Genomic DNA, 25,456 nt, shown 5'->3' with positions numbered 1-25,456 from the left:
AGGGGGCGGAAAGGTTCTCCGACGTCCGTTCACCTGGATGCTGCCTGTCCGTCGACTGTGTCAGCAAACGTCGAGGGCGTCACCCCATCGGAGGACCCATGCCCACGTTGGACCGACGACGTTTCCTGCAGCTGACCGGCGGCGCCGCCGCCCTCACCGCGCTGCCCACCAGCATCGCGCGGGCCTCGGCCGTGCCCGCGCACCGCCGTCACGGCTCGCTCGAGGACGTCGAACACATCGTCGTGCTCATCCAGGAGAACCGCTCCTTCGACCACTACTTCGGCACCCTGCGCGGTGTGCGGGGCTTCGGCGACCCGCACCCCGCCGTGCTGCCCAACGGCAAGCCGGTGTGGAACCAGAGCGACGGCACCCGCGACGTGCTGCCCTTCCGTCCCGACCTGGACGACCTGGGCCTGGCCTTCATCCAGGACCTGGACCACGGCTGGAACGGCGGTCACGAGGCGTTCAACGGCGGCAGGTACGACGCCTGGGTGCCCACGAAGACCTCGACCACCATGGCCCATCTCGCCCGGCACGACGTGCCCTTCCACTACGCCTTGGCCGACGCGTTCACGATCTGCGACGCCTACCACTGCTCGCTGCTCGGCCCCACCGACCCGAACCGCTACTACGCGTGGACGGGGTGGGTCGGCAACGACGGCAGGGGCGGCGGCCCGGTCATCGGCAACGACGAGCTGGGTTACTCCTGGACGACGTACCCCGAACGGCTGCAGCGGGCCGGCGTCAGCTGGAAGATCTACCAGGACGCCGGCACCGGCCTCGACAAGGCCGGCTCGTGGGGCTGGACCGACGACCCCTACATCGGCAACTACGGCGACAACTCGCTGCTGTACTTCGACCAGTACCGCAACGCCGGACCGGGCGACCCGCTCTACGACCGCGCCCGCACCGGCACGGACGTGTCGAAGGGCGGCACCTTCTTCGACCAGCTGCGTGCCGACGTCACCGGCGGGACGCTGCCGCAGGTGTCGTGGATCGCGGCGCCCGAGGCCTTCACCGAGCACCCGAACTGGCCGGCCAACTACGGCGCCTGGTACGTCTCGCAGGTGCTCGACGCGCTCACGTCCGACCCCGAGGTGTGGTCGAAGACAGCGCTGCTGATCACCTACGACGAGAACGACGGCTTCTTCGACCACGTGGTGCCGCCGTACGCGAACACGACGACGCTGCGCGGCGCGTCGACGGTGCCGACCGAGCACGAGCTGTACACCGGAGTGTCCGGAGCGGGTGGGTCGACCGGCTCGCCCGGGCCGTACGGCCTCGGCCAGCGCGTGCCGATGCTCGTGGTGTCGCCGTGGAGCACCGGCGGCTGGGTGTGCTCGGAGACCTTCGACCACACCTCGATGATCCGCTTCATCGAGAAGCGCTTCGGGGTGGCCGAACCGAACATCACGCCCTGGCGGCGGGCGGTGTGCGGCGACCTCACGTCGGCCTTCGACTTCGGGCGCACGCGCACCTCGGCGCCGTCGCTGCCCGCGACGGCCGGGTACAAGCCGACCGACAGCGAGCGACACCCGGACTACAAGCCGACGCCGCCCGCCCGCGGCGCACTGCCGGCGCAGGAGGCCGGGGTGCGTCCGTCGCGTGCGCTCGGGTACGCGCTCGACGTGCGCGCGGTGACCGCGGAAGGTCGGTTCGGCCTGGCCGTCGACAACCGGGGGCGGCTCGGGGCTCAGCTGCAGGCACGCTCGACCGTCCTGCCCGGCGGCCCGTGGAGCTACACCGTCGGCGCGAGCGACTCGGTCGCGCCGTCGTGGCCGGCGGTCGAGTACGCGCTCGACCTGCACGGCCCGGACGGTTTCTTCCGGCGGTTCACGGGACGGGGCGCGGCGCCGGTCGAGACGGCGCTGCGCTCGTCCGCCGGCGAGGTCGTGCTGACCCTGCGCAACCCCGGTCGGCGCGTGCAGCACGCCGAGGTCGTCGACGCCCACCGGGGCAGGACGCACCGCGTCACGGTGCCGGCCGGCCGTACGGCGACGCTGCGCGTGGCGGTCTCGCACACGGGCGGCTGGTACGACCTGGCCGTCACGGTGCCCGACGACAAGACCTTCGGACGGACCCTGGCCGGGCGCGTGCACGACGGACGCCCCGGCACCAGCGACCCGCAGCTGGGACGCTGACGCTCGGCCCTCCCGAGTTGTCCGCGCCCAGATGCGTCCACGCTCGTGCGGGCGCGGACAACTGTGAGGGTTCCGTCGCTCAGCCGACGCGGCGGCGGGCCCGCAGCACGACGTCCTCGACGTGGTGCCCGGACGCGGCACCCGGCGGGCGCGGGCGCTTCTCGTGCACCTCGACGTCCCAGCCCGCCGCGTCGGCGAGCAGCTCGGCCACGTCGTCGATGCGCTTGTAGGCGTCCGGGTCGAAGGCATGCCCCTGCCCACTGTCGATGGCTTCTCGCATGGGCTCCAGGTCGTGCCCGACGACGAGCAGGACGCCCCCGGGTGCGACCGCGCCGAGCAGGTTGCGTTCGCCGCGGCGGTCGGGGGTGCGCGGGATCGAGGCGTAGTGCGCGGTCACCAGGTCGTAGGCCTGCGCGCCGAACGGGTCGCGGGCGTTGGCGTCGGCGGGCAGGCACTCAACAGCAAGACCGCGGCGCTCGGCCTGGGCGTGCAACCGGGCCAGCACATCGGGGGAGACGTCGTTGGCGGTGACCTGCCACCCCTGCTCGGCCAGCCACAGGGCGTCCCCGCCCTCACCGGCGCCGACGTCGAGCGCCCGGCCCGGCGTGAGCGCCCCCGCCTCGCGGACGAGGGTGCCGTTGGGGTTGCCGCTCCACAGCGGCTCACCGGCGTAGCGGTGGTCCCAGTCGGCCTGGTTGCCCGACGTCCGGGTGGCCACCTGTAGGTCGGTCGCGGCGAGGTCGCCGGCGATCCGGGCCCCGACGAGGCTGCCCTGCGCCGCGGCTGCCGAGACCTGCTGCATCGGGTCGGTGACGTTGCCGGCCGCATAGACGCCGGCGACCGCGGTGCGGCCGTCGGCCTCGACCGGCAGCGCGTCACCGAGCCCCGACGGGTGCGGCGTCGCGGCCAGGCCGAGACCGGCAAGGGCCTCGGTGCGGGCGTGGAACCGCGGCCCGACGACGATCGCGTCGGCGTCCAGGCGCGCACCGTCGGCCAGCTGCACGCCGACCACCTTGCCGTCGGCGTCGTCGACCACCCGCTCGGCGCGGCCGCGGACGACGGTGACACCCGAGCCGCGGTAGGTCTCCAGCTCGGCGTCGGGGGCGTCGACGCGGTCGTCGACGACCAGGGTCAGCCGGTCGGTGAGCTGGCGGAACAGCGCCGCGGCGTGCAGGCCCATCGGGTGCGTCACGAGCTGGACGAGGCGCTGGTCGCGGACCTCGTAGCCGTGGCAGAAGGGGCAGTGGATGACGTCACGTCCCCAGTGCGCGGCGAGGCCGGCGACGTCCGGCAGCTCATCGACCAGGCCGGTCGCGACCAGGACGCGGCGCGCCACGACGGCCGTCCCGCCCTCGAGCTCGACCCGCAGGGCGTCGTCGCCGGCCCGGGTCACGCCCACCACCTGCCCGGTGAGCACCTCGCCGCCGTAGCTGCGCACCTCCTCGCGGCCGGCGGCGAGCAGCGCGGACGGGGCGACGCCTTCCCGGCCCAGGTAGCCGTGCACGTGGGCGGCGGGGGCGTTGCGCGGTTCGCCCGCGTCGATCACGATGGCCGACCGCCGTTGCCGGCCCAGTTGTAGCGCCGCGGCCAGACCGGCGGCGGAACCGCCGATGACGGCCACGTCGCAGTGGCGTTCGATCCCTCGGTGTTGATGGCTGCTCATGAGCACGACCCTACCGAGCCTTGTCGTTTGTGGCATGATGTCTTGCAATAAACGCAAGACATCGGGAGGGTGCCATGAGAGACGTGGAGCAGATCGTGCGCACCCGCTTGCGCAGCCTGCGCACGTCCCTGGGCCTGTCGTTGAACGAGCTGGGGGCGCGTACCGGCCTCGGCCCGTCGACCATCAGCCGCATCGAGACCGGCAAGCGGGCGATCAGCCTGGACGTCCTGCTGCCGCTGGCGAAGGCCTTGCAGATCGACGTCGAGGCGCTGCTCGACGTCCGCGCGGACGACGACGTGGTGATCCGCCCGACCGTGAGCCGGTCCGGCGGCCGGACGACCTGGGCGCTCAACCGCCCCACCGGCCGCACGATCGCCATCAAGCTGCGGCTCGAACCCGTGCGCACGCCCCCGCAGCAGCGGGTCCATCCCGGCCACGACTGGTTGTTCGTCGTCGAGGGCCGAGTGGCGTTGCTGCTCGGTGACCGCGAGGTCGTCGTGGAGACCGGTGAGGCCGCCGAGTTCGCGACCATGACGCCGCACGCGATGGTGGCACTGGGCGGCCCGGCCGAGCTCATCATGGTCTTCGACCGCGACGGCGAGCGGGCCCACGTGCATCACGACGGGTAGCCCGCCGGCCGCGTCCGGCGTGACGTCCGAGCCGCCGCCTCGTTGTACCGGGCAAGGTACGACCCCCGTCGCAGCATCGCCGCCGTCGAAGGAGACCGTCCGTGCGCCGAGCCACCACCGTCCTGTCCGCCGTTCTCGGGGCCGCCGGCCTCGCCGTCGCCCTGCTCGCCGGTACCGCCCCGGCGGGCGCGACCACGGGTCTGCACTATGTGGCTCTGGGCGACTCCTACAGCGCCGCCTCCGGCACCTTGCCGCCCGACCCGACCGCCCCGCCGCAGTGCCTGCGGTCCACGGTCAACTACCCGCACGACATCGCCGCGGCCACGCATGCCCAGCTCACCGACGTCACCTGCGGTGCCGCCGAGACCAAGGACTTCGCGGGTTCGCAGTACCCCGGCGTGGCCCCGCAGCTAAACGCCCTGTCGTCCACGACCCAGCTGGTCACCATGACCATCGGCGGCAACGACAGCGGCGTCTTCATCGACTCCATCCTCGAGTGCGGCACCCTCGGGATCTCGACGCTCGGCCAGGGCCACCCGTGTCAGGACCGGTACGGCGCGTCGTTCGACAACACGATCCGCACCACCACCTACCCGTCGCTGGTCAAGGCGCTCAAGGCCGTCCGGGCCAAGGCCCCGCACGCCCGCGTCGCGATCCTCGGCTACCCGTGGATCGTGCCGACCAGCAAGGGCTGCTTCCCGCAGCTGCCGGTCGCGAGCGGCGACATCCCCTACCTGCGCAACGAGCAGGCGACCCTGAACGACGCCGTGCAGCGTGCGGCCAAGGCCACCGGCGCGACGTACGTCGACCTCAGCTCCGTCTCCAACGGGCACGACGCCTGCCAGGCCATCGGCACCCGGTGGATCGAGCCGGTGCTCGGCGGCACCAACCCGGTGATCGTGCACCCGAACGCGCTGGGCGAGTCGAAGCTGGCCGCGCAGACCGAGAAGGTCCTCGGCCTGCACTGAACCGCCTGATTCAGGCCAGGCGGCGGTACATGTCGTGGTGCGGCAGGCCGGTCTGCGGCTCGACGTAGCGCGGCGACCCGACGGTGAACCCGTTGCGTTCGTAGAACGCGACAGCGACCTCTCGCGCCTTGCACCACAGGAACTGCCCGTCGCGCGCGCGGACGGCCTCGACGGCCGCGTCGAGCACCACGGCCCCGATGCCCTCCCCGCGTCGACCCTCGGCCGTCGCCATGCCTCGCAACTGCCACGCACCGGGCTCGTCGCCGTGCGGGTACGGGGCGGGCTGCAGCACGCACGCGCCGACCACGGTGTCGCCGTCGACCGCGCCGATGTGCACCGCGTCGGCCAGGTCGTCGCCGTGCATCGGCGTGCCCGGCGCCCAGTGGGGGCGCAGCACCTCGCGGCGCAGGTCGGTGGAGCGCGCCGCGTCGATCTCGCCGGCGGTGATCGTCATGCGTTCGCCCGACCTGTCATGACCCGGGTCGGTAGACCATGAGGAACACGATGCCGACGAAGATCAGCGCCACCACCCCGCCACCGGCCGCGACGCGCCCGGTGAGGGTCACGACCGACCCCTCCGCCCTGATCGTCTCGCTTGCCTTCTCCAGGGTCGGGACCAGCAGGCCAAGCACGATCCCGACGGCGACCACCCACAACACCAGGGACAACCAGATCCACAGGTCACCGAACTCGCCGGCCTTCGCGCCGTGTGCGCCGGCGAAGGGCAGCTTGGCGTTCATCAGCGCGAAGCCGAGCAGGATCACCAGCACGGACGCGTAGCTGTAGATGCGTAGCAGCCGCGCCGATCCCGCCGTCGCCGCGCTGTCGCCGGTGCGCACGCCACGTCCGGCCGTGGTCGCGGCGTGCACGAGCGGACCGATCGCGAAAACGGCAAACACGAGGTGCAGCGCGAGCAAGATCTTGAACATGACGCCGAGGCTAACCCGGCGTTCGTCGGCGCTGGTTCAGCCGGCCCGGCGGCGCCCGCGCCGGCGTTCGAGGTAGTCCTCGACGACGAACTCGCCGAGCGCGCCCCGCTTGGGCTGGAAGACGCGCCCGCCGTTGCGTCGCCCGAGTTCCTGCATGAACGCGACCAGCCGTGGGTCGTCGTCGAGCATGAAGACGTTGATGGTCGCGCCGCGACGCGTGCACCGCTCGACCTCGGCCAGTGTGGCGGCGAGCGTCTGCGGCGTCGGCGGCCAGGCGAAGTCGGCGAAACCGTCGGCGGCGAGGTGCGCGGTGGGTTCGCCGTCGGTGATCACCAGGATCATCGGGTCGGCGCCACGGTGCTTGTCGAGGTGGCGGCGGGCCAGCATCAGCCCGTGCTGCAGGTTGGTGCCCTGCACGCGGTCCCAGTCGTGCTCGACCAGCGCATTCGGGCTCATCACGCGGGCGTAGTCGCTGAATCCGATGATCTCGATGGCGTCCTGCGGGTACTTCGTGGTGACGAGCGAGTGCAGGGCGAGCGCGGTGGTCTTGGCCTCGCCCCACGTCCCGCGCAGCTCCATCGAGTAGGACATGTCGACGAGCAGGGCGATGGCGGCCGACGAGCGTCGCTCGGTCTCGACGACCTCGAAGTCCTCGGCGGCCATCTCGAGATCGCGACCACCGGTGCGCAGCACGGTGTTGCGCAGCGACCGGACCACGTCCAGCGGCTGCTCGTCCCCGAAGCGCCATTCGCGGCTGGCGCCGGTGATCTCGCCGGCGGCACCGGCGTCGTGGACGTCGTGCGAACCCCGCCCACGGGACTCGATCGAGGCGAAGACGCGCTTGAGCGCGGTGCCGCCGAGGCGGCGCAGCGCGCGGGGGCTGAGGCGCAGACCTTCCGAGCCGCGCTGCAGGTAGCCCTGCTCGCGCAGCTCGCGTTCGATGCGGCGCAGCTGGGCCATGTCGTCGACGGCCGCGCGGCCCAGGGCGCGTTCCACGAGCTCCTCGTCGATGTCGTCGAGGCTGGCGCCGGGGTAGTCCTGGTCGAGCAGCTCACCGAGCTGGTCGAGGTCGGCGAGCTCGGCGATGGCCCCGGTGGCGTCGGCGAAACCCATGCCCTGCTCGCCGTCCATGCGGGTGCGGCCGTTCCACGGCAGGTCGGGACGGGCCGACTGCAGGCCCTGCTGCAGCCGGGCCATCTCGTCGGCGAGACCGGCCTGGCCCATCGCCTGGGCCATCAGGTTGGCCATCTCCTCACGCTGCTCGGGCGTCAGGGACTGCATGAGCTGCTGGGCGGCGGCCGCGCGGCGGGCGAGCTGGTCGACGAGCTCCTCGAGGTTCTCCGGGTTCTCCGGGAAGAACTCGCCGTAGGTCTCCATGAACTCGGCGAAGTCCTCGGGGGTGTGTTCGCCCCGTGCGTCGGCGTCGAGCATGTCGTTCAGTGCGGACATCATCTCGCGGATGCGCGCGAAGTCCTCCGGCGTGGCGTTCTGCATCGCCTGCTTCATGCCGTTGAACTGCGCGTCGAGCACCTCGCTGCGCAGCATGTCCTTGATCTGCTGGTAGGTCTCGCGGGCCTCGGGCGAACGCCACTGGTACTCGGCCAGCTCGCGCACGGCACGGGCGGTGTCCCGGGGGAGCGTCTCGAGCTCGGCTTCTGCCATCCGGGCCGAGTCGTCGGGGATCGGGAACAGCGCGCGCTTCTCCTGCTCGACGGCCTCGTCGAGCAGTTCCTTCACCTTGTCCAGCGTGCCGTCGAGGCGGCCGCTGCGGCGCAGCTGACGGGCGCGCTCCATGGCCTGGCGGCGCAGGGAGTCGAGCCCGTCGCGGTCGTTGCTGCCGCGGCGCAGCAGGCGGTTCAGCGCGTCCCGCGGCGACATGCCGGCCAGGACGTCGTCACCGATGTCGTCCAGGGCCTGTCGGACGTCGTAGGGCGGGTCGAGCGGGTCGGGGCCGCCGTCCCATGCGCCGTAACGGAATGCTTTCGCCACCCGATCGACGGTACTCGCGGCGTGGTGGTGCGGGGCGCGCCGCGGACGGGACGTCAGCCGTCGCCGCGGGGCGCGTCCTGCTGGCCGGGCTCGTCCTGCTCGTGCACGCTGTCGCCCGTCAGGTTCTCGGGCGGCACGACGTTGCCGGGCACCTCGTCGGGCTCGTCGCGGTCGGTGTCGCGGTCAGGGGCGGTGGGATCGAATCCGGTCATGCCCATGGTGTGTCCGGCCCCGGCCTGCCGATCACCGAACGCAGGAAGACTTTTCCGCGTTCGGAGCGGACAACTCTCCCGGCGTCGGGTCAGCCCTCACCGCAGTCGTGGCTGGAGTACGACGGCCGCACATAGCATCCGTTGCGGTTGAGGCCGTCGAACACGAAACGGCCTTTCTGGGCGATCGTGAGCACCGGGCGGTGCCCTTCGTACGCGCTGCGCCACACGACGCGACCGGTGCGGGTGATGACCGACAGGTGCCCGGCCGAGGTCACCGTGAGATGGCTGCCGCGGGCGTGGGTCTTGGTGTGCCACACGACGGTGTGGTTGCGCATGAGCACCAGGTCGCCGGACGTCGACATCGTCAACCGCGTGGTCGAACCGGGATGAGTCCGGTTCACCAGGGTCGAGCCCGGCATCAGGTGGTCGCCCGCACGCAACAGGACGGCCGTGGTGGAGGACGACCAGACGACCCTGCCGGTCGACGTCCGGACGACGAAGCGTCCGCCGTCGGTGAGCTGGGCCCTCCCGCCCTTGGCGCGGCCCGAGGTCTTCGAGTGCCACAACGTCGTCCCGTGCTTGGACAGGACGAGATCACCCGCCGTGCTCATACACATCCGGGCGCCCGTCGTCATCTTCCGCGGCCAGTACGGGGTCCAGGTCTGATAACCCTCGCCACCGGCGCCCCGGTACTCGATGTGGTTCTCGAGAGTGAGCTGGCCGTCGTCGGACAGGAAGAGCTGGAACCGGCGAGACGCCGACCACAACTGGACCATCGGCTCGTTCCGGCTGGTCACCAGGCAGTGACCGGAGGGCAGGAACGGCGTGAGCTCGTCCGCGTTCGCGGGCGTGCTCGCTGAAGCCGGGGTCGTGGCGACACTGACGAGTGCGGCCACCGCGGCCAGGACTGCGACGATGCGGGCTCTGGTGAACACGGTGCTCCCGGGCGGGGCTCAAGCCCGTGACACGGTGCCGCGGGCGCGACCGTGATCATGACCTACGGACCGGGATTTCGGAAGCTCGATGGTCAGGCGCCGTAGACGGTGCGCGAGCCGTCGGTGTCCTTGGCCAGGCGGCGGTTGAGGTACAGACCCTCGAGCGCGAACTCGAGGACGGACGCTGCGACGCCGATGGCGGCCGGTCCCTCGCCGATGCCCTCGGGCTCGAGGCGGTCCAGGAGGCTCGACAGCACCGGGACCGGGCCGAGCTGGTCCAGCAGGTCCTGCGCGGCGACACCGTCGCCGGTGGAGACGGTGAACCCGCTGTCGAAGCGCTCCTGCAGCACGCGCAGGTCCAGCCCGGCGACCCTCGAGCGGAAGGTCTCGACGACGGCGCGGCGCAGCAGGTGCTCGAGCACCTCGAACTCGCGACCCTCGTCGGCGTCGTCGAACTCGACCTTGCCGCGCGACGCGGGGATGACGGCGGGCAGGTCGCTGATGCGCGCGACAGCCGCAGCCTCGTGAGTGACGGCGGCCCGCCGGACCGCGGACGCGGCCACCGTCTCGACCGCGCTGATCGCGAAGCGGGCCGACACACCGGAGCGCTGGTCGACCTGGGGTGCGTCGCGCACGGCGCGGGCGAAGCGCCCGACGACCTCGAGCAGGTGCTGCGGCACAAGCGGCGCCGCGTGCGTCGAATCGCTCCACAGCACCGCGGCCTCCTGCGCGATGAGCGTGAGCTCGTCGGACAGTTTGAGCGGGTAGTGCGTGCGGACCTCGGCGCCGAAACGGTCCTTGAGCGGCGTGATGATGCGCCCGCGGTTGGTGTAGTCCTCCGGGTTGGCGCTGGCCACGACGAGCAGGTCGAGGGGCAGGCGCAGCTGGTAACCGCGGACCTGGATGTCGCGCTCCTCCAGCACGTTGAGCAACGCCACCTGGATGCGCTCGGCGAGGTCGGGCAGCTCGTTGATCGCGAAGATGCCGTGGTTGGTGCGCGGCACGAGGCCGTAGTGCACGGTCTCGGGGTCGCCGAGGGTGCGGCCCTGCGCGACCTTGATCGGGTCGATGTCGCCGATGAGGTCGCCGACGCTGGTGTCGGGCGTCGCCAGCTTCTCGCCGAACCGCTCGGAGCGGTGCTTCCACGCGACCGCGGTCTCGTCCCCGAGCTCGCCGACGAGGTTCTGGCAGCGCGCGCAGATCGGCGCGTAGGGGTGGTCGTTGATCTCGCAGCCCTCGACGACGGGCGTCCACTCGTCGAGCAGGCCGATGAGGGTGCGGATGAGTCGCGTCTTGCCCTGGCCGCGCTCGCCCAGCAGGACGATGTCGTGGCCGGCCAGCAGGGCACGCTCGACCTCGGGCACCACGGTGTCGTCGAAGCCGACTATGCCGGGGAGCGTCGGCTGCCCGGCGGCCAGACGGTCGATGAGGTTCTGACGGATCTCGGTCTTGACGGAGCGCTGGACGTGGTCGGCGGCGCGCAGTTCGCCGATGGTGCTCGGCGCGGGCGCCGTCGTCGCGGGTGAAGTCACCCCATTCACGCTACGTCGCGGTGGGCGCGAGCCGCCACCACGAGCCTGAGGCGTTGTGCCAGGGTGGTCGGATGCCGAGCTCGGGGCCACCTGCGCCGTCGAACCGCGGGCGCCCGCTCGACGACCTGGACGCCCGGCTGCTCCGCGAGCTCGACGCCGCGCCTCGCGTCGGCGTCCTGGAGCTGTCGCGGCGGCTCGGGGTGGCCCGCGCGACGGTGCAGGCGCGCCTCGACCGGCTCGCCGGTGCGGGTGTGATCGCCACCTTCGCCCCGACCCTGGACCCGGTCGCGATGGGCTACACCGTCACCGCGTTCGCGACCCTGGAGATCAAGCAGGGGCGGGGACGGGCCGTGCTCGAGCACCTGCGGCGGATCGCGCAGGTGCTCGAGGTGCACACCATCACCGGGCCGGGCGACATGCTGTGCCGCGTCGTCGCGCGGTCGAACGACGACCTGCAACAGGTGCTGGACGAGGTGACGCAGTGCGCCGACATCCTCCGGTCCTCGTCGGTCATCGCGTTGAGCAACCCCGTGCCGCTGCGGGTGCTGCCGCTGGTCTGAGCGGCGGGCCGTCCTCAGCCGCTGAAAGGCTTGGCGGCGACGAGCTGGACCTTCACGACCTTGCCGTTGGGCGTCTCGTACTCGACGGTGTCACCCTCGGCCGCCCCAGTGAGCGCCTTGCCCAGCGGCGACTGCGCGGAATACACCTCGACGCCGGCCGTCTCGGCCTCCTCGCGCGAGCCGATGAGGAACGACTCCTCCTCGTCGTCGCCGTCGAAGCGGACGGTGACGAACATGCCCGGCCCCGCCTTGCCCTCGCTGACCGGTGCCTCGCCGACCTTCGCCGTCCGCAGCAGGGTCTGCAGCTGGACGATGCGGCCCTCCTGCTTGCCCTGCTCCTCGCGGGCCGCGTGGTAGCCGCCGTTCTCCTTCAGGTCGCCCTCCTCGCGGCGATCGTTGATCTCCTGCGCCATGGCCGGCCGGTTCGCGATGAGGTCCGCCAGCTCGCCCGAGAGGCGGTCGTACGCCTCCTGCGTGAGAAAGGTGACGTTCGGGTCGTCGGTCGTGGACACGGCAGAACTCCTCAGGATCGATGCGTTCGACACGCGCGTCGGAACGCTCGAAGGACGAACAGGGTCAGGCGAAACATCGAACGTAACACCGTCGACGCCGCTCGCAACCGCGATTGACCGGATTCCAAGGCCCCCGAGCACCGGCGTGCCGCGGTCGCCGCGCGATCGGGGACAATGGACGTCGTGACGAACTCCGGTCCCGAGCAGCTGCGGCTCATGGCTGTGCACGCCCACCCCGACGACGAGTCCAGCAAGGGTGCGGCCACGATGGCCCGCTACGTCGACGAGGGCGTCGACGTCCTCGTCGTCACCTGCACCGGCGGGGAACGGGGCAGCATCCTCAACCCGGCGCTGAAGGGCCGGGCCGACATCGAGGCCAACATGGCCGAGATCCGCCGCGACGAGATGGCCCGCGCCCGCGAGATCCTCGGCGTGCGCCAGCACTGGCTCGGCTTCGTCGACTCGGGTCTGCCCGAAGGCGACCCGCTGCCCCCGCTGCCCGAGGGTTCGTTCGCGCTGGTGCCCCTGGACGAGGCGGTCGAGCGGCTCGTGCGCGAGGTGCGCAGCTTCCGCCCGCATGTGATGACGACCTACGACGAGAACGGGGGCTACCCGCACCCCGACCACATCCGCACCCACGAGATCTCCGTCGCCGCTTTCGACGCCGCCGCCGACCCCGAACGCTTCCCCGACGCCGGTCCGGCCTGGCAGACGCTGAAGCTGTACTACGACGTCGGCTTCAGCATCGAGCGGATCAACACCGTGCACGAGGCGCTGCTGGCCCGCGGGCTCGAGTCGCCGTACGAGGAGTGGAAGCAGCGCGCCGAGCGGTGGGGTGACCGCCGCAAGCCGGTGCTGACCACGCGCGTCGACGTCGCGAAGTGGTTCGACCGTCGCGACGCGGCGCTCAAGGCACACGCCACCCAGGTCGACCCGGAGGGTGGTTTCTTCCGGGTCCCGCTGGAGATCCAGCGTGAGGTGTGGCCCACCGAGGACTTCGAGCTGGCCCGCGCGCAGGTGCCCGTCTCGCTGCCCGAGGACGACCTGTTCGCGGGCATCCGGGGCACCGCCGCGGCCGGGCACGCGTCGTGAGCGCCGTGCTGGCGGCCACGACGCTCGCCAAGAGCGGCGAGGCGGTCAAGGCCGGCCCGATCGGGCTGGCCGTCATCCTGCTGCTGTGCATCGCCTGCTACTTCCTGTTCAAGTCGATGTCCGGGCACATGCGGCGGGTGCGCGAAAACTTCCCGGTCGACGCGCCGCCGCCGCCGCGTGCGGCGCAGTCGGCGCGTCCCGTCGATCCGCAGGCGCAGGCGCAGTCGGCGCGTCCCGTCGATCCGCAGGCGCAGGCGCAGACGCACGCCGCTGACCACCGGCCGCCCCTGGCCGCCCCGGCAGAGCCGCCGGAACCCCGCCCCGATCAGGCGTCCGAGTAGCGCGCCGCCAGCCCGCGCGCCTCGTCGGCGACGGCGCTGCGCAGGGCGGGCGGACCGAGCACCTCGGCCTCCGCACCCAGCTGCAGCAGGGCGTGCACTCCGTGCCGAACGGACTCGACGGGCACGCGGGCCTCGACCCAGCCGTCGGCGTCGGGTTCGGAGAAGGTCGGCCGAGCCCGCCGGGCCGCCGCCGGGCCGACCAGGAACAGCAGCCGCACGCCGTCCGGTGACAGCCGGACCCACGCCTCGTCGCGGAAGATCCGCTCCGTGTAGTCGCGCTGGTAGGCCGCCCAGAACGACCCGAGGTCGAACCCGTCGGGACGGGTGAACAGGTCGGCCCGCGGGTGCGCCGCCAGCACGCGCGAGACCCGGTAGGTGCGCGGTGCAGCGTCGCCCGGACGGGCCACGAGGTACCAGACCCCGGCCTTGAGAACGAGGCCCAGCGGGTCGAGGGTGCGCTCGACCACGGCCCGGTTCGAGCGCTCGTACCGCACGTCGACACGGTGCGTCGTCCACGCCGCCTCGGCCAGTGCGGCCAGGCTCTCGGGGGCCTCGCTCTCGCGCAGCCAGCCCGGGGCGTCGAGGTGGAAGCAGTCGCGGATGCGCGCCGCCCGCTCGCGCAGCTCGGCGGGCAGGGCGGCCATCACCTTCAGCTGCGACGCGGCCAGCACCGGGCCGAGGCCGAGGTCGGCGGCCGCTCCCGGGACGCCGGACAGCAGCAGGGCGTCGGCCTCGTCCGGGGACAGGCCGGTGAGCCGCGTGCGGTACCCGTCGAGCAGCGAGATGCCACCGTGCCGGCCCCGGGTGGCGTAGACCGGCACGCCCGCCGCTCCGAGGGCCTCGACGTCGCGATAGATGGTCCGCACCGACACCTCGAGCTCGTCGGCCAGCTCCGTCGCACTGACGCGTCCGCGGACGCTGAGCGTCAGCATGATCGACAGCAGTCGACTGGCGCGCACCGTTTGAGTGTCGCAGCTGAACATGACGTTTTCTGTCAGGTATTGCTGGCAGGGTCCGGGCCGTCGAGCTGCGAACGAAGGAGGGTCATGAACGGAACCGCCACCATCACCGTCAGCGTCGGGTCCTGGGACGAGGAGCGCGTCGTCGAGGCCGACGACCAGCACGCGGTCGCGCGGGCGACCTACACCACCGAGCTGACCGGCGACCTGCAGGGCACGTCCACGGCCACCCTCCTGCTGTCCTACGTGCGCGGCACGGCCGACGACCCGCACTCCCTGGAAGGCCCGTACGTCGGGTACGAGCAGCTCACGGGGACGCTCGACGGACGCACGGGCACCTTCGTGCTGGCGCTGCGCGGGGCGCACACCGGCGGCGTCGCGCGCACCGAGGCCGAGGTCGTCGCCGACTCGGGCACGGGCGGGCTGGCCGGCATCAGCGGCACGGGCGGCTATGCCGCGGGCGGCGCGACGTACACCATGAGGTTGGACTACCGCATCGGGGACTGAGGGGTGACCGTGCAGATCAGCCGCAGCCGCGTCGTCGCCTTCCGCGTCGCGGCCCAGGGTCTGCGCCGCGACGCCGCTGACCTGCACGAGCTGACCGTGCTCGACGTCGGTGTGCAGCAGGCGATGGGGCACCCCGCCGCGCTGGCGTTCGCGGCCCGGTTGCCCGACGCGGCCGACGTCGACCCGCCCGTCGGGCCCGGGAAGGACCTGGCCCTGGTGTGGACGTTGCGCGGGGCGCCGCACGTGCACCGCCGACGCGATCTCGACGAGCTGGCCGCGGCCCTGGTGCCGCTGTCCGAGGCCGACGCCACGACCCGGTTGAACGAGACCGGGCCCAGCATCAGGCATGCGGGGCTCTCCGCGTTCGAGCAGTACGACCTGGCGGTCCGCGAGCTGCGCGCGGTCGTCAGCAAGCGCACCGAGAAGGGTGCTGCGAGCACGGCGGTCACGCGTCGCCTCCCCGATGCGATGCGGCGCGAGTGCCGTACCTGCAGGACGCGGCACATCTCGGACTCGGCGATGCGCTCGGTGTTCCTGGCCGCCGGCCTCGAGCTGGAACCCGACACGTCACCGCCGGTGCTGCGTCGTCGGTCGAGGGCGAGGCTGCCGACGCAGGCCGACCGTCACGCGCTCGGCGAGCTGGCGCGGCGTTACCTGGCCGTGCTCGGGCCGGCCTCCGCCGCCGACTTCGCCGACCACCTCGGGGCGCGCCGCGCCGACGTCGCCGATGTGTGGCCGGAGGACTTCGAATCGGTCACCGTGGACGGGCGGCCGCTGCAGGTCGCCCAGGACGACCTGGACGCGCTGCGTTCGGCGGAGAGGCCGCAGCTCGTGCGCCTGCTCGGGCCGTTCGACCCCTACCTGCAGGCCGGCGACCGTTCCCTGATCGTCCCGGACAAGGGCCGGCACAAGGCGTTGTGGCCGGTGCTCGGGCGCCCGGGGGCGGTGCTGGTCGACGGCGAGATCGCCGGTGTCTGGCGGACGAAGTCGGTCACCGACAAGTCGACCATCAACAGGTCGGCCACGACGCGGCTGACGCTCACCGTCGAGCCGTTCGGACGGATGACCAAGGCGACGTGGACGCAGGTGGAGGCCGAGGCGGTCCGTGTCGGCCGGGCGCGCGGTGTCGACGACGTGGCCGTCACCCGCACGACCTGACCACCGCAGGACGGTGAGCGGTCAGAACGGGCGCTTGACGACCAGCTCGACGTTGCGGTCCGCGCGCGTGCCACGCCGGCCGTCGCGTGACGCGGTCTCCGGGTCGCGCTGCGGGTCGTTGATGGCCAGCTCGCGCGCCAGCGCCGCCAGTTCGAGCGGCGTCGACGGGTGCGCGGGCCACCTGGTCGCCGCGGCGTGGTCGTAGATCGAGCCGAAGATCGACAGCGTGCCGTCGCCGTTGTCGACGACCTCCACGATGCGCGACTGCTGCGGCCAGTCGACGTGCGAGGCCGTGTTGATCTCCCAGAAACCGCCCCCGACCGCGGTGCCCGACGGCCGGGCGTGCGGCAGCACGTTGTTGACGTGGGTGTGCCCGTTCACCCACGCCACCACGTTCGGGTAGCGCAGGAGCAGGTCGGCCACCGTGCTGCCCGTGACGCGGTCGACGCCGATCGGGTTGTCCATCGTGGCCACCGTGTGGTGGCTGAAGATCAGCACCACGTGGTCGTGCCCGGTGCCCTTCACCCACTGGCCGGACGCGTCGAGGTGACGCGAGCTGTTCGCGTCGAGCTCGGCCTGCAACCACGACAACTGCGCCCGGTCGATGGACCCGTCGTCGTAACCGGCGCGGTCGACGGTGTCCAGGCTGATGCAGTGCACCTTCCCCCGGGTGAAGCTGTAGTAGGCGGTGCCGTCCGCGACGTTGGCCTTCGTGTAGCCGTGGCCGACCGGCGTTCCGGTGGTGTGGAAGTACTCGCGCACCATCTGCTCGAGCGACAGCATGCGGCGTCGCGGGTCGGCGGTGACGAGCCGCACCGGTGCGTCGGTCAGCAGCGACTTCAGCGCGGCGGGGTCGCCGGAACGCAGCATGGCCAGCAGTGCCGCGGGGTCGACACCGGTGGGCAGGCCGACGGGCTTGACCGCGCCGGTGGCGATGAGGTCGATGACGCCGGCGGACGGGATGTTGCCCTGCACCAGGCCGTCGTGGTTGCCCATCACCGCGTACCACGGCGTCTTGAGGCCGGATGCGCGGAACGGGGCACGGGCGCGGTCGAGCAGGCCGGGCACGGTCGGGTAGCCGTAGGTGGCGCGGTAGTTGTCGGCCTTGCCATCGGGCGGGGTGCCGTCCGGGTGCCAGTAGGCGGTGTCCTGGTCGTCGGGGCCGCCGACGCCCTCCCAGCGGGCGGTGCTGCCGGAGTCGGGGCGGACGGTGCGCCCGTCGAGCAGGTCGATGTGCCAGCGCACCTCGTTGTACTGGGTGTTGTCGGAGTTGTCGCCGGTGCAGATGGTGAAGTCGATCGGCCGGCCGGTGACCGGGCCGCCCGGCAGGGCGTTGACCGCGCGCACCATGGCCTCGCTGCTGTGCAGGGCCAGCATCTCCCACGGCCGGTACGCCGACGAGAACGGTGCGACGGAGCTCAGCGGGCCGCCCGGGTCGTTGAGGCGGTCCAGGAACTCCACCCGCGCGGGCGACTGCGCGTCGACCAGGTGCATGTCGGTGAACTGGTTCAGCGCGATCAAGGGCGTCCGGGTGCCCGACCCGCGCGTGGCTCCGGCCAGCAGGTCGCCGCGCACGAGGCTCGACTCGCCGGGGCCGGGCACGACCCGCCGATATCCGCTGCGGCCCGGGTTGCCGTGCAGCAGGGTGCGGCCCAGCGTGGTGCCGGCCGGATGCCGCGGGTAGCCCTTCGCAGGAGTTGTCGCAGCGGCGGGTCCGGCGCCGCCGAGCACCGAACCGGCGGCGGCCGCACCGGCCGTGGCGGCGCCGAGACCCAGCAGCCGCCGCCGGCTGATGCCGCCGTGGGCCTCGTCGGGCGTGGGGGTGATGTCGTCGCGAGCGTCGTCAGGCACGTCCTGCACTGTCGCACGCAGTAGGTGCCGGCGCGAGCCCATCCGGGTTCAGTCCGGTGGTGGTCGCCGACGTGTGGTCTTGAGGTCACCGCGCTGTCGCTTGGCCTCCACCCGGCGTGCCTTGGCCGCGCGCGACGGGGTGCGTGGGCGTCGCGGTGGCGGCGGGGGAAGCAGGGCCTCGCGGAGGTAGTTCGTCAGCCGGGCCCGAGCGGCCGTCCGGTTCTGCAGCTGCGAACGTTGCTCGGAGGCCACGATCGACAGCACGCCGTCGACGAGCCGGGGCGCGAGCTCCTGCAGCAGCCGAGCGCGCTGGATCTCGGTGACCGCGGCCGAGTTGAGCACGTCCCACCGCAGTTCGACGCGGCTGTCGGTGGTGTTCACGCCCTGCCCGCCCGGCCCCGACGACCGGCTGAAGCGTTCGACCAGTTCGGCGGCGGGGATGGTCAGCCCAGCGGGAACGCCGCGCTGCGGCGCGATGATCAGGTCGTCGGGCACGGGGCGAGCAGGCCGATCAGGGTGCGGCGGGGGAGGCCTGCACGTCGCGCATCCACGCCGTCACCTCGTCGGGGTCGCGCGGCAGCATGGCCGACAGGTTCACCGGGTCGCCGTCGGTCACGACCACGTCGTCCTCGATACGCACGCCGATGCCGCGCAGCTCGGCCGGAACCGACAGGTCGTTGGTCTGGAAGTACAGGCCCGGCTCGACGGTGAGGACGTGCCCGGCGGCCAACGTGCCGTCGCGGTAGGTCTCGTTCCGCGCCGCGGCGCAGTCGTGCACGTCGATGCCGAGCATGTGCGACGTCCCGTGCAACGTGTAGCGGCGGTGCAGGCCGGCGCCGGGCGTCTCGGGATCCTCGGCGCACGAGACGTCGGCCGTGACCGGCAGGATGCCCCAGGCGTGCAAGTGCTCGGCGATGACGTACATCGCCGCCTTGTGCGCGGCCAGGAAGTCGGCGCCGCTGCGCACCTCGGCGATGCCGGCGGCCTGCGCCTCGGCCACCGCCCTGTAGACCTTCCGCTGCTCAGGGGTCCACGTGCCGTCGACGGGCATGGTGCGGGTGACGTCGGCGGTGTACAGCTCGTCGGTCTCGACGCCCATGTCGGCCAGCAGCAAACCGCCCGCCGCCACGGCACCGTGGTTGCGCCACCAGTGCAACGTCGTCGCGTGCGGCCCCGAGCCGACGATCGAGGTGTAACCGACGTCGTTGCCCTCGAGCCGTGCCCGCCGCCAGAACGTGCCCTCCAGCCAGCGCTCGCCGCGCACGTCGGTGCGACCGACGACGGCCGGCAGCTCGCGGGCGACGTCGGCGAAGCCGCGTGCGGTGCTCTCGCACGCGTGGCGCAGACGGCTGAGCTCCCACTCGTCCTTGGTCAGGCGCAGTTCGTCGACGACCTGGGCGAGGCGCTCGCTGCCCGCGCCGGGCAGCAGGGCGTCGACGGACGGGTCCACGCCGCGCAACAGCTCGACGACGCCGCCGCGGTAGGGCGCGAGGTCGTGCTCGAGCGCGGCGAGCGGGCGGGTGTCCACGCCGAGGACGTCCGCGGTGTCGGGGACGCTCGGCACGTTGCCCACCCAGACGGCGCCGTGGTTGCGGCTGGTGAAGTAGGCGACCTCGCCGGGTTGCGCGTACTCGCGCACGTACAGGGTGCTGTCGTGGCCGGCGCCACCGCCGGACGAGCCGCGCGGGGTCATCACGAACACCGCGTCGGCGACGGTCTCGCCCGTCAGCCAGGTGAACGCACTGGACGCCCGGAAGGCGTACTCGGTGTCGTTCGCGCGGGTCCGCAACGCACCGGCGGGCAGGACGATCAGTGAGCCCGGGAACGCCGCCGACAGCTCACCCCGGCGCTTGGCCGTGTACGGAGCGATGTCGGGCCGGGCCGGGTGCGGCATCGGTGTCGCCGGCGCCCAGTCGGCCGCGATGGCGTCGCGCAGGTGCGCGGGCATCGGGATGTCGTGCGACGCGCCCTCGCCCTCCGGGGCGGCCTCCGTGGTCTCGGAGGAGATGTTGTCGGAGTGGGTGTCGTCGGAGTGCGTGTCGCCGTCGGCCATGGCCCCGAGTCTAGGACTTCGTCCACCGCGGGCGGCCCGGCCGGACCACCCGTGACGAACGCCTGCCGCAACCCCGATTCGGCGCTCCGATGGCCTAGTTTGTCCGCATGACATCGGGGAACAGGAACGCGCCGCCGGAGCAGGGCAGCTGGAACATCTCGGGCGCGACGCCGCGCCAGGACACCAGCGGGTACCCGGCGGGCAACGCCGGTGCCGGGCGGGGTCGCAACCGTCCGCTCGTGGTCGCGCTGGTCGTCGCACTCGTCGATCTCGTGATCATCGCCGCCGTGTGCAACCAGGCAGTCACCAAGCACGCCCTTCGTTACTACCTCGATCACGGGACCTCGCTGAAGAGCCGCATCGTGTCGTCGTCACTGCAGTTCGCGTGGCGGTTCGACCCCATCAAGGGCGACAACCGCAACGGGGTGCACTACCTCTACAGCGAGTTCGTCACCATCGCGGTCTTCGTGGTGCTGTCGGCGTTCCTGGCTGCTGTCGCGGCCCGGCGGCTGGCCGGTTTCGGTCAGGTGTTCCTGGCGACGTGGACGGGGTGCGTCGCCGCTGCGTATGTGGCCAGGTTCGTCGGAGCGTTGGTCACCCGCAGCCCGATGGGTGGCCGTCTGTCCTTCGCGCTCTTCGTTGCGCCGACCGGGACGACCCTGTTCGCCGGGCTCGTGATCGGGCTGGTCGCGGGCCTGCTCGGTGCGCTGTTCGCCGCCGCGACCCGTCGACGCCCCGAGGCGCCTGTCCACCCAGCGGCGCCGGCGACGGAGCCCGCGTACACGCCGGAGGCGCCCCCGCCGTTCTACGGGCGCCAGGACGACGATCCGCGTGACACTGCATCCGGGTACCGCGACCGGCGGGCAGAGAACGAGACCGCTGCCTTCGCGGCGCAGCCGAGGGGCGACGGCGAGCACGGGACACAGCGGCTGCCCGACCCCCGGGGCGGCCCGCGGGAGGAGTCCGGCCGGGTGTCGGAGGTGGAGAGCGGGGGCGAGGCCGGAAGCGAGGCCGAGGGGCGCGAGGGTGACAACCGCACGACCCAGCTGCCGCGTTTCGACCCGCGGGGCGGGCAGCACTGGACGCCGCCCGAGGGCGAGGGTCAGTCGACCCAGGCCCTGCCCAACGCACCGGACGACGGCCGGCACTGATCGTCGGCCCGTCGGCGTCGGGTCAGGCGATGACCTCGAACCGCATGCCGGCCGCCTGCAACCGGCCGATCAGCGCCTCGCCCATGGCCTCGGCGGTCGTCACCTGACCGGCGGTTTGCGGCAGGTCGTCGAACGCCAGTGACAGGGCCGACTCGGCCAGCATCTTGGCCGTCTCGTCGTAGCCCGGGTCGCCGCCGGCGACCCTCGTGCGCACGCTCCGGTCACCGGCGGCACCCTCGAAGGTGACCGTGAACCAGCTCTTGGCCCGCTTCTCCACGGACGGACCCTGCCCGGGGGCGAGGCGTCGCTGCAACGCGCGTCGCGCGGGTGGCACCTGCGCCGCCACCGCGAGCGCGCCGATGCCGGCCACCCCGCTCGCGGCCACGCCGAGGTGGGGCACGACGGCGTAGTGGGAGTAGCGGAAGTCCGGGCCGTAGCGGTCCAGCGCGCGCCCGGACCGGGCGATCACCTGGGGGTCGAGGGTGGGCAGCGGAACGGCCCAGCCGCCGCCCGGAGCCCGATGCGGCCGGCCGGTGGTCGACCGGGACCGCCGGGACCGGTCGGCGCGCTCGGCCGCCTCCTGGGCGCGCCGCGCACGGGCCGCGGACACGTTCTGCCGGGGGCGGCCCAGCGCGGTCAGCAGCGACGCGAACGTGCCGCCCGAGGCCGAGCCGTTCGCCGACACGTACCCGGACACCGTGACGGGCCGGCCCTCCGGGAGCTGCAGCACCGTGAACAGCGTCCCGAGGTCGTGCGGGATGGAGTCGAAACCGGCAGCGTGGACCAGCCGCGCCCCGGTACCGACCGCCGTCCGGTGGTGACGCAGCCACGAGGTGTCGACGAACTCCGGCTCTCCGGTGAGGTCGAGGTAGTCCGTCCCCGCCGCGGCGCACGCGGCCACGACGCCGTCGCCGTACAGCGCATACGGGCCGACGGTCGTCGCCAGCACCCGGGTCGACGCCGCGAGGGCCTGCAGCGACGCGTCGTCCCCGGTGTCGGCCGTGATCAGCGCGATCTCGCGCGGGCCCGCGGGCAGCCGGTTGCGCACGGCGGCGAGCTTGCCCTGGTTGCGGCCGGCCAGGGCCAGGCGGCATCCGGCTGGTGCGTGGGCCGCGAGGTAGGCGGCAGTGAGCTCCCCGGCGAAGCCGGTCGCGCCGAGCAGGACGATGTCGTGGTCGCGGGTACCGGCAGCAGGCATCCGTCGAACCTATCCGTCGAACCGCGCCGGGGCGCGACGGGAGGACACGGAAAGACCACGCGGACCGGCGTCGAAGACCGGTGTCAAACCGTCGTGGTTGAGGCAGGCGCCACCTGGGTACACCGCCACGGCTGTTCGTTGTCGCATCCCCCCGCTTCGGCGACGCAACAGCACGATCCTCGAGTCAGCCGGTACCGGTGCCCCCTGGTGCGATCGACACGAGACCTGTGATCGAGGCCCGCGGCATCCCCCAGCCGACGGGCCTCGATCCGTGTTCGGGGTCGGTCACGCAAGCACAGTCACGCCAGGACGGTCAGCCCAGGGCGATGTAGCTGACCCGTACCCGCGAGAACCTGAGGTCGAAGTCGTTCGTGCCGCGGTACCGGCCGGTCAGCGTGAACGTGGCGTACGCCCGTCGGGCGCCGTTGACGTGGCCGGCGGCCGGTACCGAGGCGATCGAGTGCCAGTGCGAGCCGGCGCGCGAGATCGTGACGTAGCCGGGGATCTCCAGGCCGCCGTCGGTCCGGTCGATGCCCGCACTGATCTCGGACGGCCGCCGGGCCGACCGGCCGTACGCCTGGAAGGTCAGCCGGGAGTAGCGGATCGCGCGCGGGAGCGTGAAGCCGTAGGCGACGTAGGCGAAGTCGCCGAGGTCCGGCGAGCAGGCGTTGCGCAGGACGACACCGTGTCGGTAGGACGAGCCGCGCTTACGGGCGCTCGCGCACGTGTCGGTGCCGCCCGCGCCGCGGTAGGTGGCGCCGCGGTGCTCGACGTAGGCCACACGGTGGACGAGACGTTTCGACGAGACCGTCACGTGACCCGTCGCGGCGACGCCGCGGTTGCCGGCCGCGTCGGTCACCGCGTACTGCCATCGGTACCGGCCGGCGGCGACGAGGCGCCCCCGGGCGTCGCGGCCGTTCCAGCTCAGGGTCGAGCGACCGGCCCGGCGGTAGGCGGTGAGGGTGCGGACCACGGCGCCTCGGGCCGACCGGACGGTGAGTGAGAGGGTGCCGGCCTCGCCGGACACGACGCTCGGCGTGAACGCGTCGCGGTAACCGTCGTGCACCGGGTAAAAGGTCGCGTTGTTGCCGGTGAGACCGGACAGCCGGGGGGCGGCGGTGTCGACGGTGCCGACGACGTCGGTGTAACCGGCCACGGGGCCGCCCGAGGTCGCCGCGGCCACGCTGAGCCCGAGCCGGTACTGCCCGTCGCGCAGGCGCGCGTGCCCGGTGCCGAGGCCGCGCCACGTCCAGGTGTGCCGTCCGGCCCGCAACGCGCCGAGCGCGTCGGTGCGCACGACGGTGCCGGCGGAGTCGACGGTCTGGACCGCGACCGTCTCGTCGTCCGGCAGCGTGAACCGCAGGGTCGCGGTGTCCCGGACCCGGTCGCCGTTCGGGCTGATGGGCGTCCCGGTCAGCGCGGTGATCACCGGATGCAGCGACCGGGTGGTGACGGTCCGGCTCGCTCCGGCAGGACCGTCGCACGGAGAACCGGTCGTCGAGCAGGCCACGACCTGGACCGTGTGGCTGCCGTCGGCCAACCGGGTTGCATTGACCGGGAAGGAGTACGGCGAGGTCGCGTCGAAACCGGCCGTGCGGCCGTCGAGCAGCAGCCGCGCCCCGCCGCCGCTCGGGTGTGCGGCGGTGACCGTGAACCGGCCGGTCGAGACCGAGCCGGCGTCGGGCGAGGTCAGCTCGGGTGCCGTGTTGGCGAGGGAGAACGGCGCTGCGGTCTCCGTGGCGCTGCACTCCCCGTACGGGGTGCAGGCGCGGGCGTGCAGCGTGTGCGGGCCGTTGGCGTACCCCCAGCTGTCCCACCCGAGGCTCGCGCGCGTTCCGCCGGTGGTGCGCACCGGCGCCGTCCACGGCCCGGAGTCCACCCGGAACTCGACGGCGGGGGCGCCGGTGTCGGCAGCGAGGCTGACCCGGTCGGCCGTCCCCGTGACAGATGCCGAGGTCGGTGTCACCGTCGGCGGCAGGTGGCCGAACGCCGCGGCGAAGTCGACCTGCCCCGCGCCGAGGCCCTGCCCCGCGAAGCCGTGGGCCGAGGCCACTAGCGCGTGGCGCAGCTGCGCGCCGGTCGCCTGCGGGTCCTGTGCCTTGAGCAGCGCGGCCGCGCCGGCGACCAGCGGCGCCGAGAACGACGTGCCGTCGGCGGCGGCGTACCCGCTCCGCCCGGGGAAGTAGTCCGAACCCCGGGTCGGCGCGGTCGAGTAGATGTCGACACCGGGCGCGGCCAGGGTGACGAACGGACCGTGGCTGGAGAAGGACGCGCGCCGGTGGGTGGCGGTGTCGACGGCCCCGACGGCGATGACACCGGGGTAGGCCGCGGGGTACTGCGTGGCCGTGTTGCCGTCGTTGCCGGCCGCGGCGACGACGACGACGCCCTTGCTGATCGCGTTCTCGACCGCAGCCTTCTCGGCGGCGCTGTACTCCGTGCCACCCAGGCTGAGGTTGATGACGTCGGCGTGCTGGGCGACGGCCCAGTTGATGCCGGCGATCTCGTCGTCGACGGACAGGTCACCGTCCGAATCGGCGATCTTGACCCCGAGCAGGTGGGTGTCGTAACCGGCGCCGGCGACGCCCACCTTGTTGTCGGTGGCTGCCGCGGCGACGCCCGCCACGAAGGTGCCGTGCCCGACGGCGTCGGTGACGGGTGCGCCGGGCTGGTGGGCGTTGTAGGTCTGGTCGATCTTGCCCGCGAGGTCGGGGTGGGCGGTGTCGATGCCCGTGTCGATCACCGCGATGCGGACGGCGCGCGACCCGTGGGTGACGGCCCAGGCCGCCGGTGCGCCGACGCTGTTCAGGTAGGCCTGCTCGCGGCTGTAGCCGGGGTCGTCCGGGGTGCTCGGGGCCGCGAAGAAGGACCTGCTCACCGGCGCCTCGATGCCGGTCACCCCGGGGGTGGCCCGCAGCGCGTCCTCGGCGCCGGCGCGGTCGCGGGCGGCGACCTGGACCGAGAACGCGTGGTCGGTGGGGAACGTGTGCCGGACGTCGACGGTGGGGCCGGCCGCGTCGGCAGCCGTCGCGCGGACGTCGGCCGCGTCCCCGGCCGCGTGCACGATGAGCACCACGGC

Annotated in this window: 23 protein-coding genes; 9 read left to right on the top strand and 14 right to left on the bottom strand. The window is 72.8% G+C overall.

The window, feature by feature from the left end; all coding sequences use genetic code 11:
- Positions 1 to 98: 98 nt before the first annotated feature.
- Positions 99 to 2,141, top strand: coding sequence for a phosphocholine-specific phospholipase C (locus ACFFCA_RS14570; RefSeq protein WP_375486009.1), 2,043 nt, complete (start codon positions 99 to 101; stop codon positions 2,139 to 2,141).
- Between the two features lie 79 nt (positions 2,142 to 2,220).
- Here ACFFCA_RS14570 and ACFFCA_RS14565 read toward each other — a convergent pair whose 3' ends face one another.
- Positions 2,221 to 3,804 (bottom strand): FAD-dependent oxidoreductase, encoded by a 1,584-nt coding sequence (locus ACFFCA_RS14565; RefSeq protein ID WP_375486007.1) that lies wholly within the window; start codon positions 3,802 to 3,804, stop codon positions 2,221 to 2,223.
- Between the two features lie 74 nt (positions 3,805 to 3,878).
- Here ACFFCA_RS14565 and ACFFCA_RS14560 point away from each other — a divergent pair, with 74 nt between their 5' ends.
- Both ACFFCA_RS14560 and ACFFCA_RS14555 read left to right on the top strand, forming a co-directional pair.
- Positions 3,879 to 4,433 carry a helix-turn-helix domain-containing protein gene (locus ACFFCA_RS14560; RefSeq protein WP_375486005.1) on the top strand — a complete coding sequence of 185 codons (555 nt, stop codon included), beginning with the start codon at positions 3,879 to 3,881 and terminating at the stop codon, positions 4,431 to 4,433.
- Positions 4,434 to 4,534: 101 nt separating this feature from the next.
- Positions 4,535 to 5,401, top strand: a complete 867-nt coding sequence (locus tag ACFFCA_RS14555) for an SGNH/GDSL hydrolase family protein (protein WP_375486003.1) — start codon at positions 4,535 to 4,537, stop codon at positions 5,399 to 5,401.
- A 10-nt stretch (positions 5,402 to 5,411) separates the two neighbouring features.
- Here ACFFCA_RS14555 and ACFFCA_RS14550 read toward each other — a convergent pair whose 3' ends face one another.
- The 6 genes from ACFFCA_RS14550 to ACFFCA_RS14525 all read right to left on the bottom strand — a co-directional run bounded on the left by ACFFCA_RS14550 (position 5,412) and on the right by ACFFCA_RS14525 (position 10,998).
- Positions 5,412 to 5,855, bottom strand: coding sequence for a GNAT family N-acetyltransferase (locus ACFFCA_RS14550; protein WP_375486001.1), 444 nt, complete (start codon positions 5,853 to 5,855; stop codon positions 5,412 to 5,414).
- Positions 5,856 to 5,871: 16 nt separating this feature from the next.
- Positions 5,872 to 6,330: a hypothetical protein gene (locus ACFFCA_RS14545; protein ID WP_375486000.1), complete on the bottom strand. Its 459-nt coding sequence runs from the start codon at positions 6,328 to 6,330 to the stop codon at positions 5,872 to 5,874.
- Positions 6,331 to 6,366: 36 nt separating this feature from the next.
- On the bottom strand, positions 6,367 to 8,319 hold the full coding sequence (locus tag ACFFCA_RS14540; protein WP_375485998.1) for a VWA domain-containing protein: 1,953 nt from the start codon (positions 8,317 to 8,319) through the stop codon (positions 6,367 to 6,369).
- Between the two features lie 53 nt (positions 8,320 to 8,372).
- The gene (locus tag ACFFCA_RS14535; protein WP_375485996.1) at positions 8,373 to 8,531 is read right to left on the bottom strand and encodes a hypothetical protein; all 159 of its coding nucleotides are present in this window, start codon (positions 8,529 to 8,531) and stop codon (positions 8,373 to 8,375) included.
- Between the two features lie 89 nt (positions 8,532 to 8,620).
- On the bottom strand, positions 8,621 to 9,466 hold the full coding sequence (locus ACFFCA_RS14530; RefSeq protein ID WP_375485994.1) for a hypothetical protein: 846 nt from the start codon (positions 9,464 to 9,466) through the stop codon (positions 8,621 to 8,623).
- 92 nt (positions 9,467 to 9,558) lie between these two features.
- Positions 9,559 to 10,998, bottom strand: coding sequence for a sigma 54-interacting transcriptional regulator (locus ACFFCA_RS14525; RefSeq protein WP_375485993.1), 1,440 nt, complete (start codon positions 10,996 to 10,998; stop codon positions 9,559 to 9,561).
- A 71-nt stretch (positions 10,999 to 11,069) separates the two neighbouring features.
- Between ACFFCA_RS14525 and ACFFCA_RS14520 the strand changes: the two genes are divergently transcribed.
- Positions 11,070 to 11,558: an Lrp/AsnC family transcriptional regulator gene (locus ACFFCA_RS14520; protein WP_375485991.1), complete on the top strand. Its 489-nt coding sequence runs from the start codon at positions 11,070 to 11,072 to the stop codon at positions 11,556 to 11,558.
- 14 nt (positions 11,559 to 11,572) lie between these two features.
- Here ACFFCA_RS14520 and greA read toward each other — a convergent pair whose 3' ends face one another.
- A complete protein-coding gene (gene greA / locus ACFFCA_RS14515) occupies positions 11,573 to 12,070 on the bottom strand; it encodes a transcription elongation factor GreA (RefSeq protein ID WP_375485989.1) in 498 nt (165 codons plus the stop codon).
- Positions 12,071 to 12,286: 216 nt separating this feature from the next.
- Here greA and mca point away from each other — a divergent pair, with 216 nt between their 5' ends.
- Together mca and ACFFCA_RS14505 are read left to right on the top strand one after the other, a co-directional pair.
- Positions 12,287 to 13,162: a mycothiol conjugate amidase Mca gene (gene mca / locus ACFFCA_RS14510; RefSeq protein ID WP_375486039.1), complete on the top strand. Its 876-nt coding sequence runs from the start codon at positions 12,287 to 12,289 to the stop codon at positions 13,160 to 13,162.
- Positions 13,159 to 13,503: a hypothetical protein gene (locus ACFFCA_RS14505; RefSeq protein WP_375485987.1), complete on the top strand. Its 345-nt coding sequence runs from the start codon at positions 13,159 to 13,161 to the stop codon at positions 13,501 to 13,503. Before mca ends, ACFFCA_RS14505 begins: the two co-directional genes overlap by 4 nt.
- On the opposite strand, the gene ACFFCA_RS14500 is transcribed toward ACFFCA_RS14505, so the two are convergent.
- Positions 13,488 to 14,462, bottom strand: a complete 975-nt coding sequence (locus ACFFCA_RS14500) for a helix-turn-helix transcriptional regulator (protein ID WP_375485985.1) — start codon at positions 14,460 to 14,462, stop codon at positions 13,488 to 13,490. The two genes, ACFFCA_RS14505 and ACFFCA_RS14500, sit on opposite strands and share 16 nt — an antisense overlap.
- Positions 14,463 to 14,549: 87 nt before the next feature.
- On the opposite strand from ACFFCA_RS14500, the gene ACFFCA_RS14495 reads away from it, so the two are divergent.
- Both ACFFCA_RS14495 and ACFFCA_RS14490 read left to right on the top strand, forming a co-directional pair.
- Positions 14,550 to 14,969: a DUF3224 domain-containing protein gene (locus ACFFCA_RS14495; RefSeq protein WP_375485983.1), complete on the top strand. Its 420-nt coding sequence runs from the start codon at positions 14,550 to 14,552 to the stop codon at positions 14,967 to 14,969.
- Positions 14,970 to 14,972: 3 nt separating this feature from the next.
- Positions 14,973 to 16,127: a DNA glycosylase AlkZ-like family protein gene (locus ACFFCA_RS14490; protein WP_375485981.1), complete on the top strand. Its 1,155-nt coding sequence runs from the start codon at positions 14,973 to 14,975 to the stop codon at positions 16,125 to 16,127.
- Between the two features lie 21 nt (positions 16,128 to 16,148).
- Here ACFFCA_RS14490 and ACFFCA_RS14485 read toward each other — a convergent pair whose 3' ends face one another.
- From ACFFCA_RS14485 to ACFFCA_RS14475, 3 genes are read right to left on the bottom strand one after another with little or no spacing between them, the layout of a single operon-like run.
- Complete coding sequence (locus ACFFCA_RS14485; RefSeq protein WP_375485979.1) at positions 16,149 to 17,978, bottom strand: TIGR03767 family metallophosphoesterase; 1,830 nt, start codon at positions 17,976 to 17,978, stop codon at positions 16,149 to 16,151.
- A 48-nt stretch (positions 17,979 to 18,026) separates the two neighbouring features.
- The gene (arfB, locus tag ACFFCA_RS14480; protein ID WP_375485977.1) at positions 18,027 to 18,473 is read right to left on the bottom strand and encodes an alternative ribosome rescue aminoacyl-tRNA hydrolase ArfB; all 447 of its coding nucleotides are present in this window, start codon (positions 18,471 to 18,473) and stop codon (positions 18,027 to 18,029) included.
- A gap of 16 nt (positions 18,474 to 18,489) precedes the next feature.
- Entirely contained in the window at positions 18,490 to 20,031 is a 1,542-nt protein-coding gene (locus ACFFCA_RS14475; protein ID WP_375485975.1) for an aminopeptidase P family protein, read from the bottom strand.
- A 107-nt stretch (positions 20,032 to 20,138) separates the two neighbouring features.
- On the opposite strand from ACFFCA_RS14475, the gene ACFFCA_RS14470 reads away from it, so the two are divergent.
- Positions 20,139 to 21,182: a hypothetical protein gene (locus ACFFCA_RS14470; protein WP_375485973.1), complete on the top strand. Its 1,044-nt coding sequence runs from the start codon at positions 20,139 to 20,141 to the stop codon at positions 21,180 to 21,182.
- A gap of 22 nt (positions 21,183 to 21,204) precedes the next feature.
- Here ACFFCA_RS14470 and ACFFCA_RS14465 read toward each other — a convergent pair whose 3' ends face one another.
- The gene (locus tag ACFFCA_RS14465) at positions 21,205 to 22,380 is read right to left on the bottom strand and encodes a saccharopine dehydrogenase family protein (protein WP_375485972.1); all 1,176 of its coding nucleotides are present in this window, start codon (positions 22,378 to 22,380) and stop codon (positions 21,205 to 21,207) included.
- A 313-nt stretch (positions 22,381 to 22,693) separates the two neighbouring features.
- The coding region (locus ACFFCA_RS14460; protein ID WP_375485970.1) for a S8 family serine peptidase at positions 22,694 to 25,456 on the bottom strand (2,763 nt) is incomplete at its 5' end.

This window comes from uncultured Jatrophihabitans sp. (assembly GCF_964252635.1).
Taxonomy (GTDB): domain Bacteria; phylum Actinomycetota; class Actinomycetes; order Mycobacteriales; family Jatrophihabitantaceae; genus Jatrophihabitans.
Note: the sequence above shows the minus strand (reverse complement) of the source record. Positions and strands in the feature narration are given on the sequence as shown.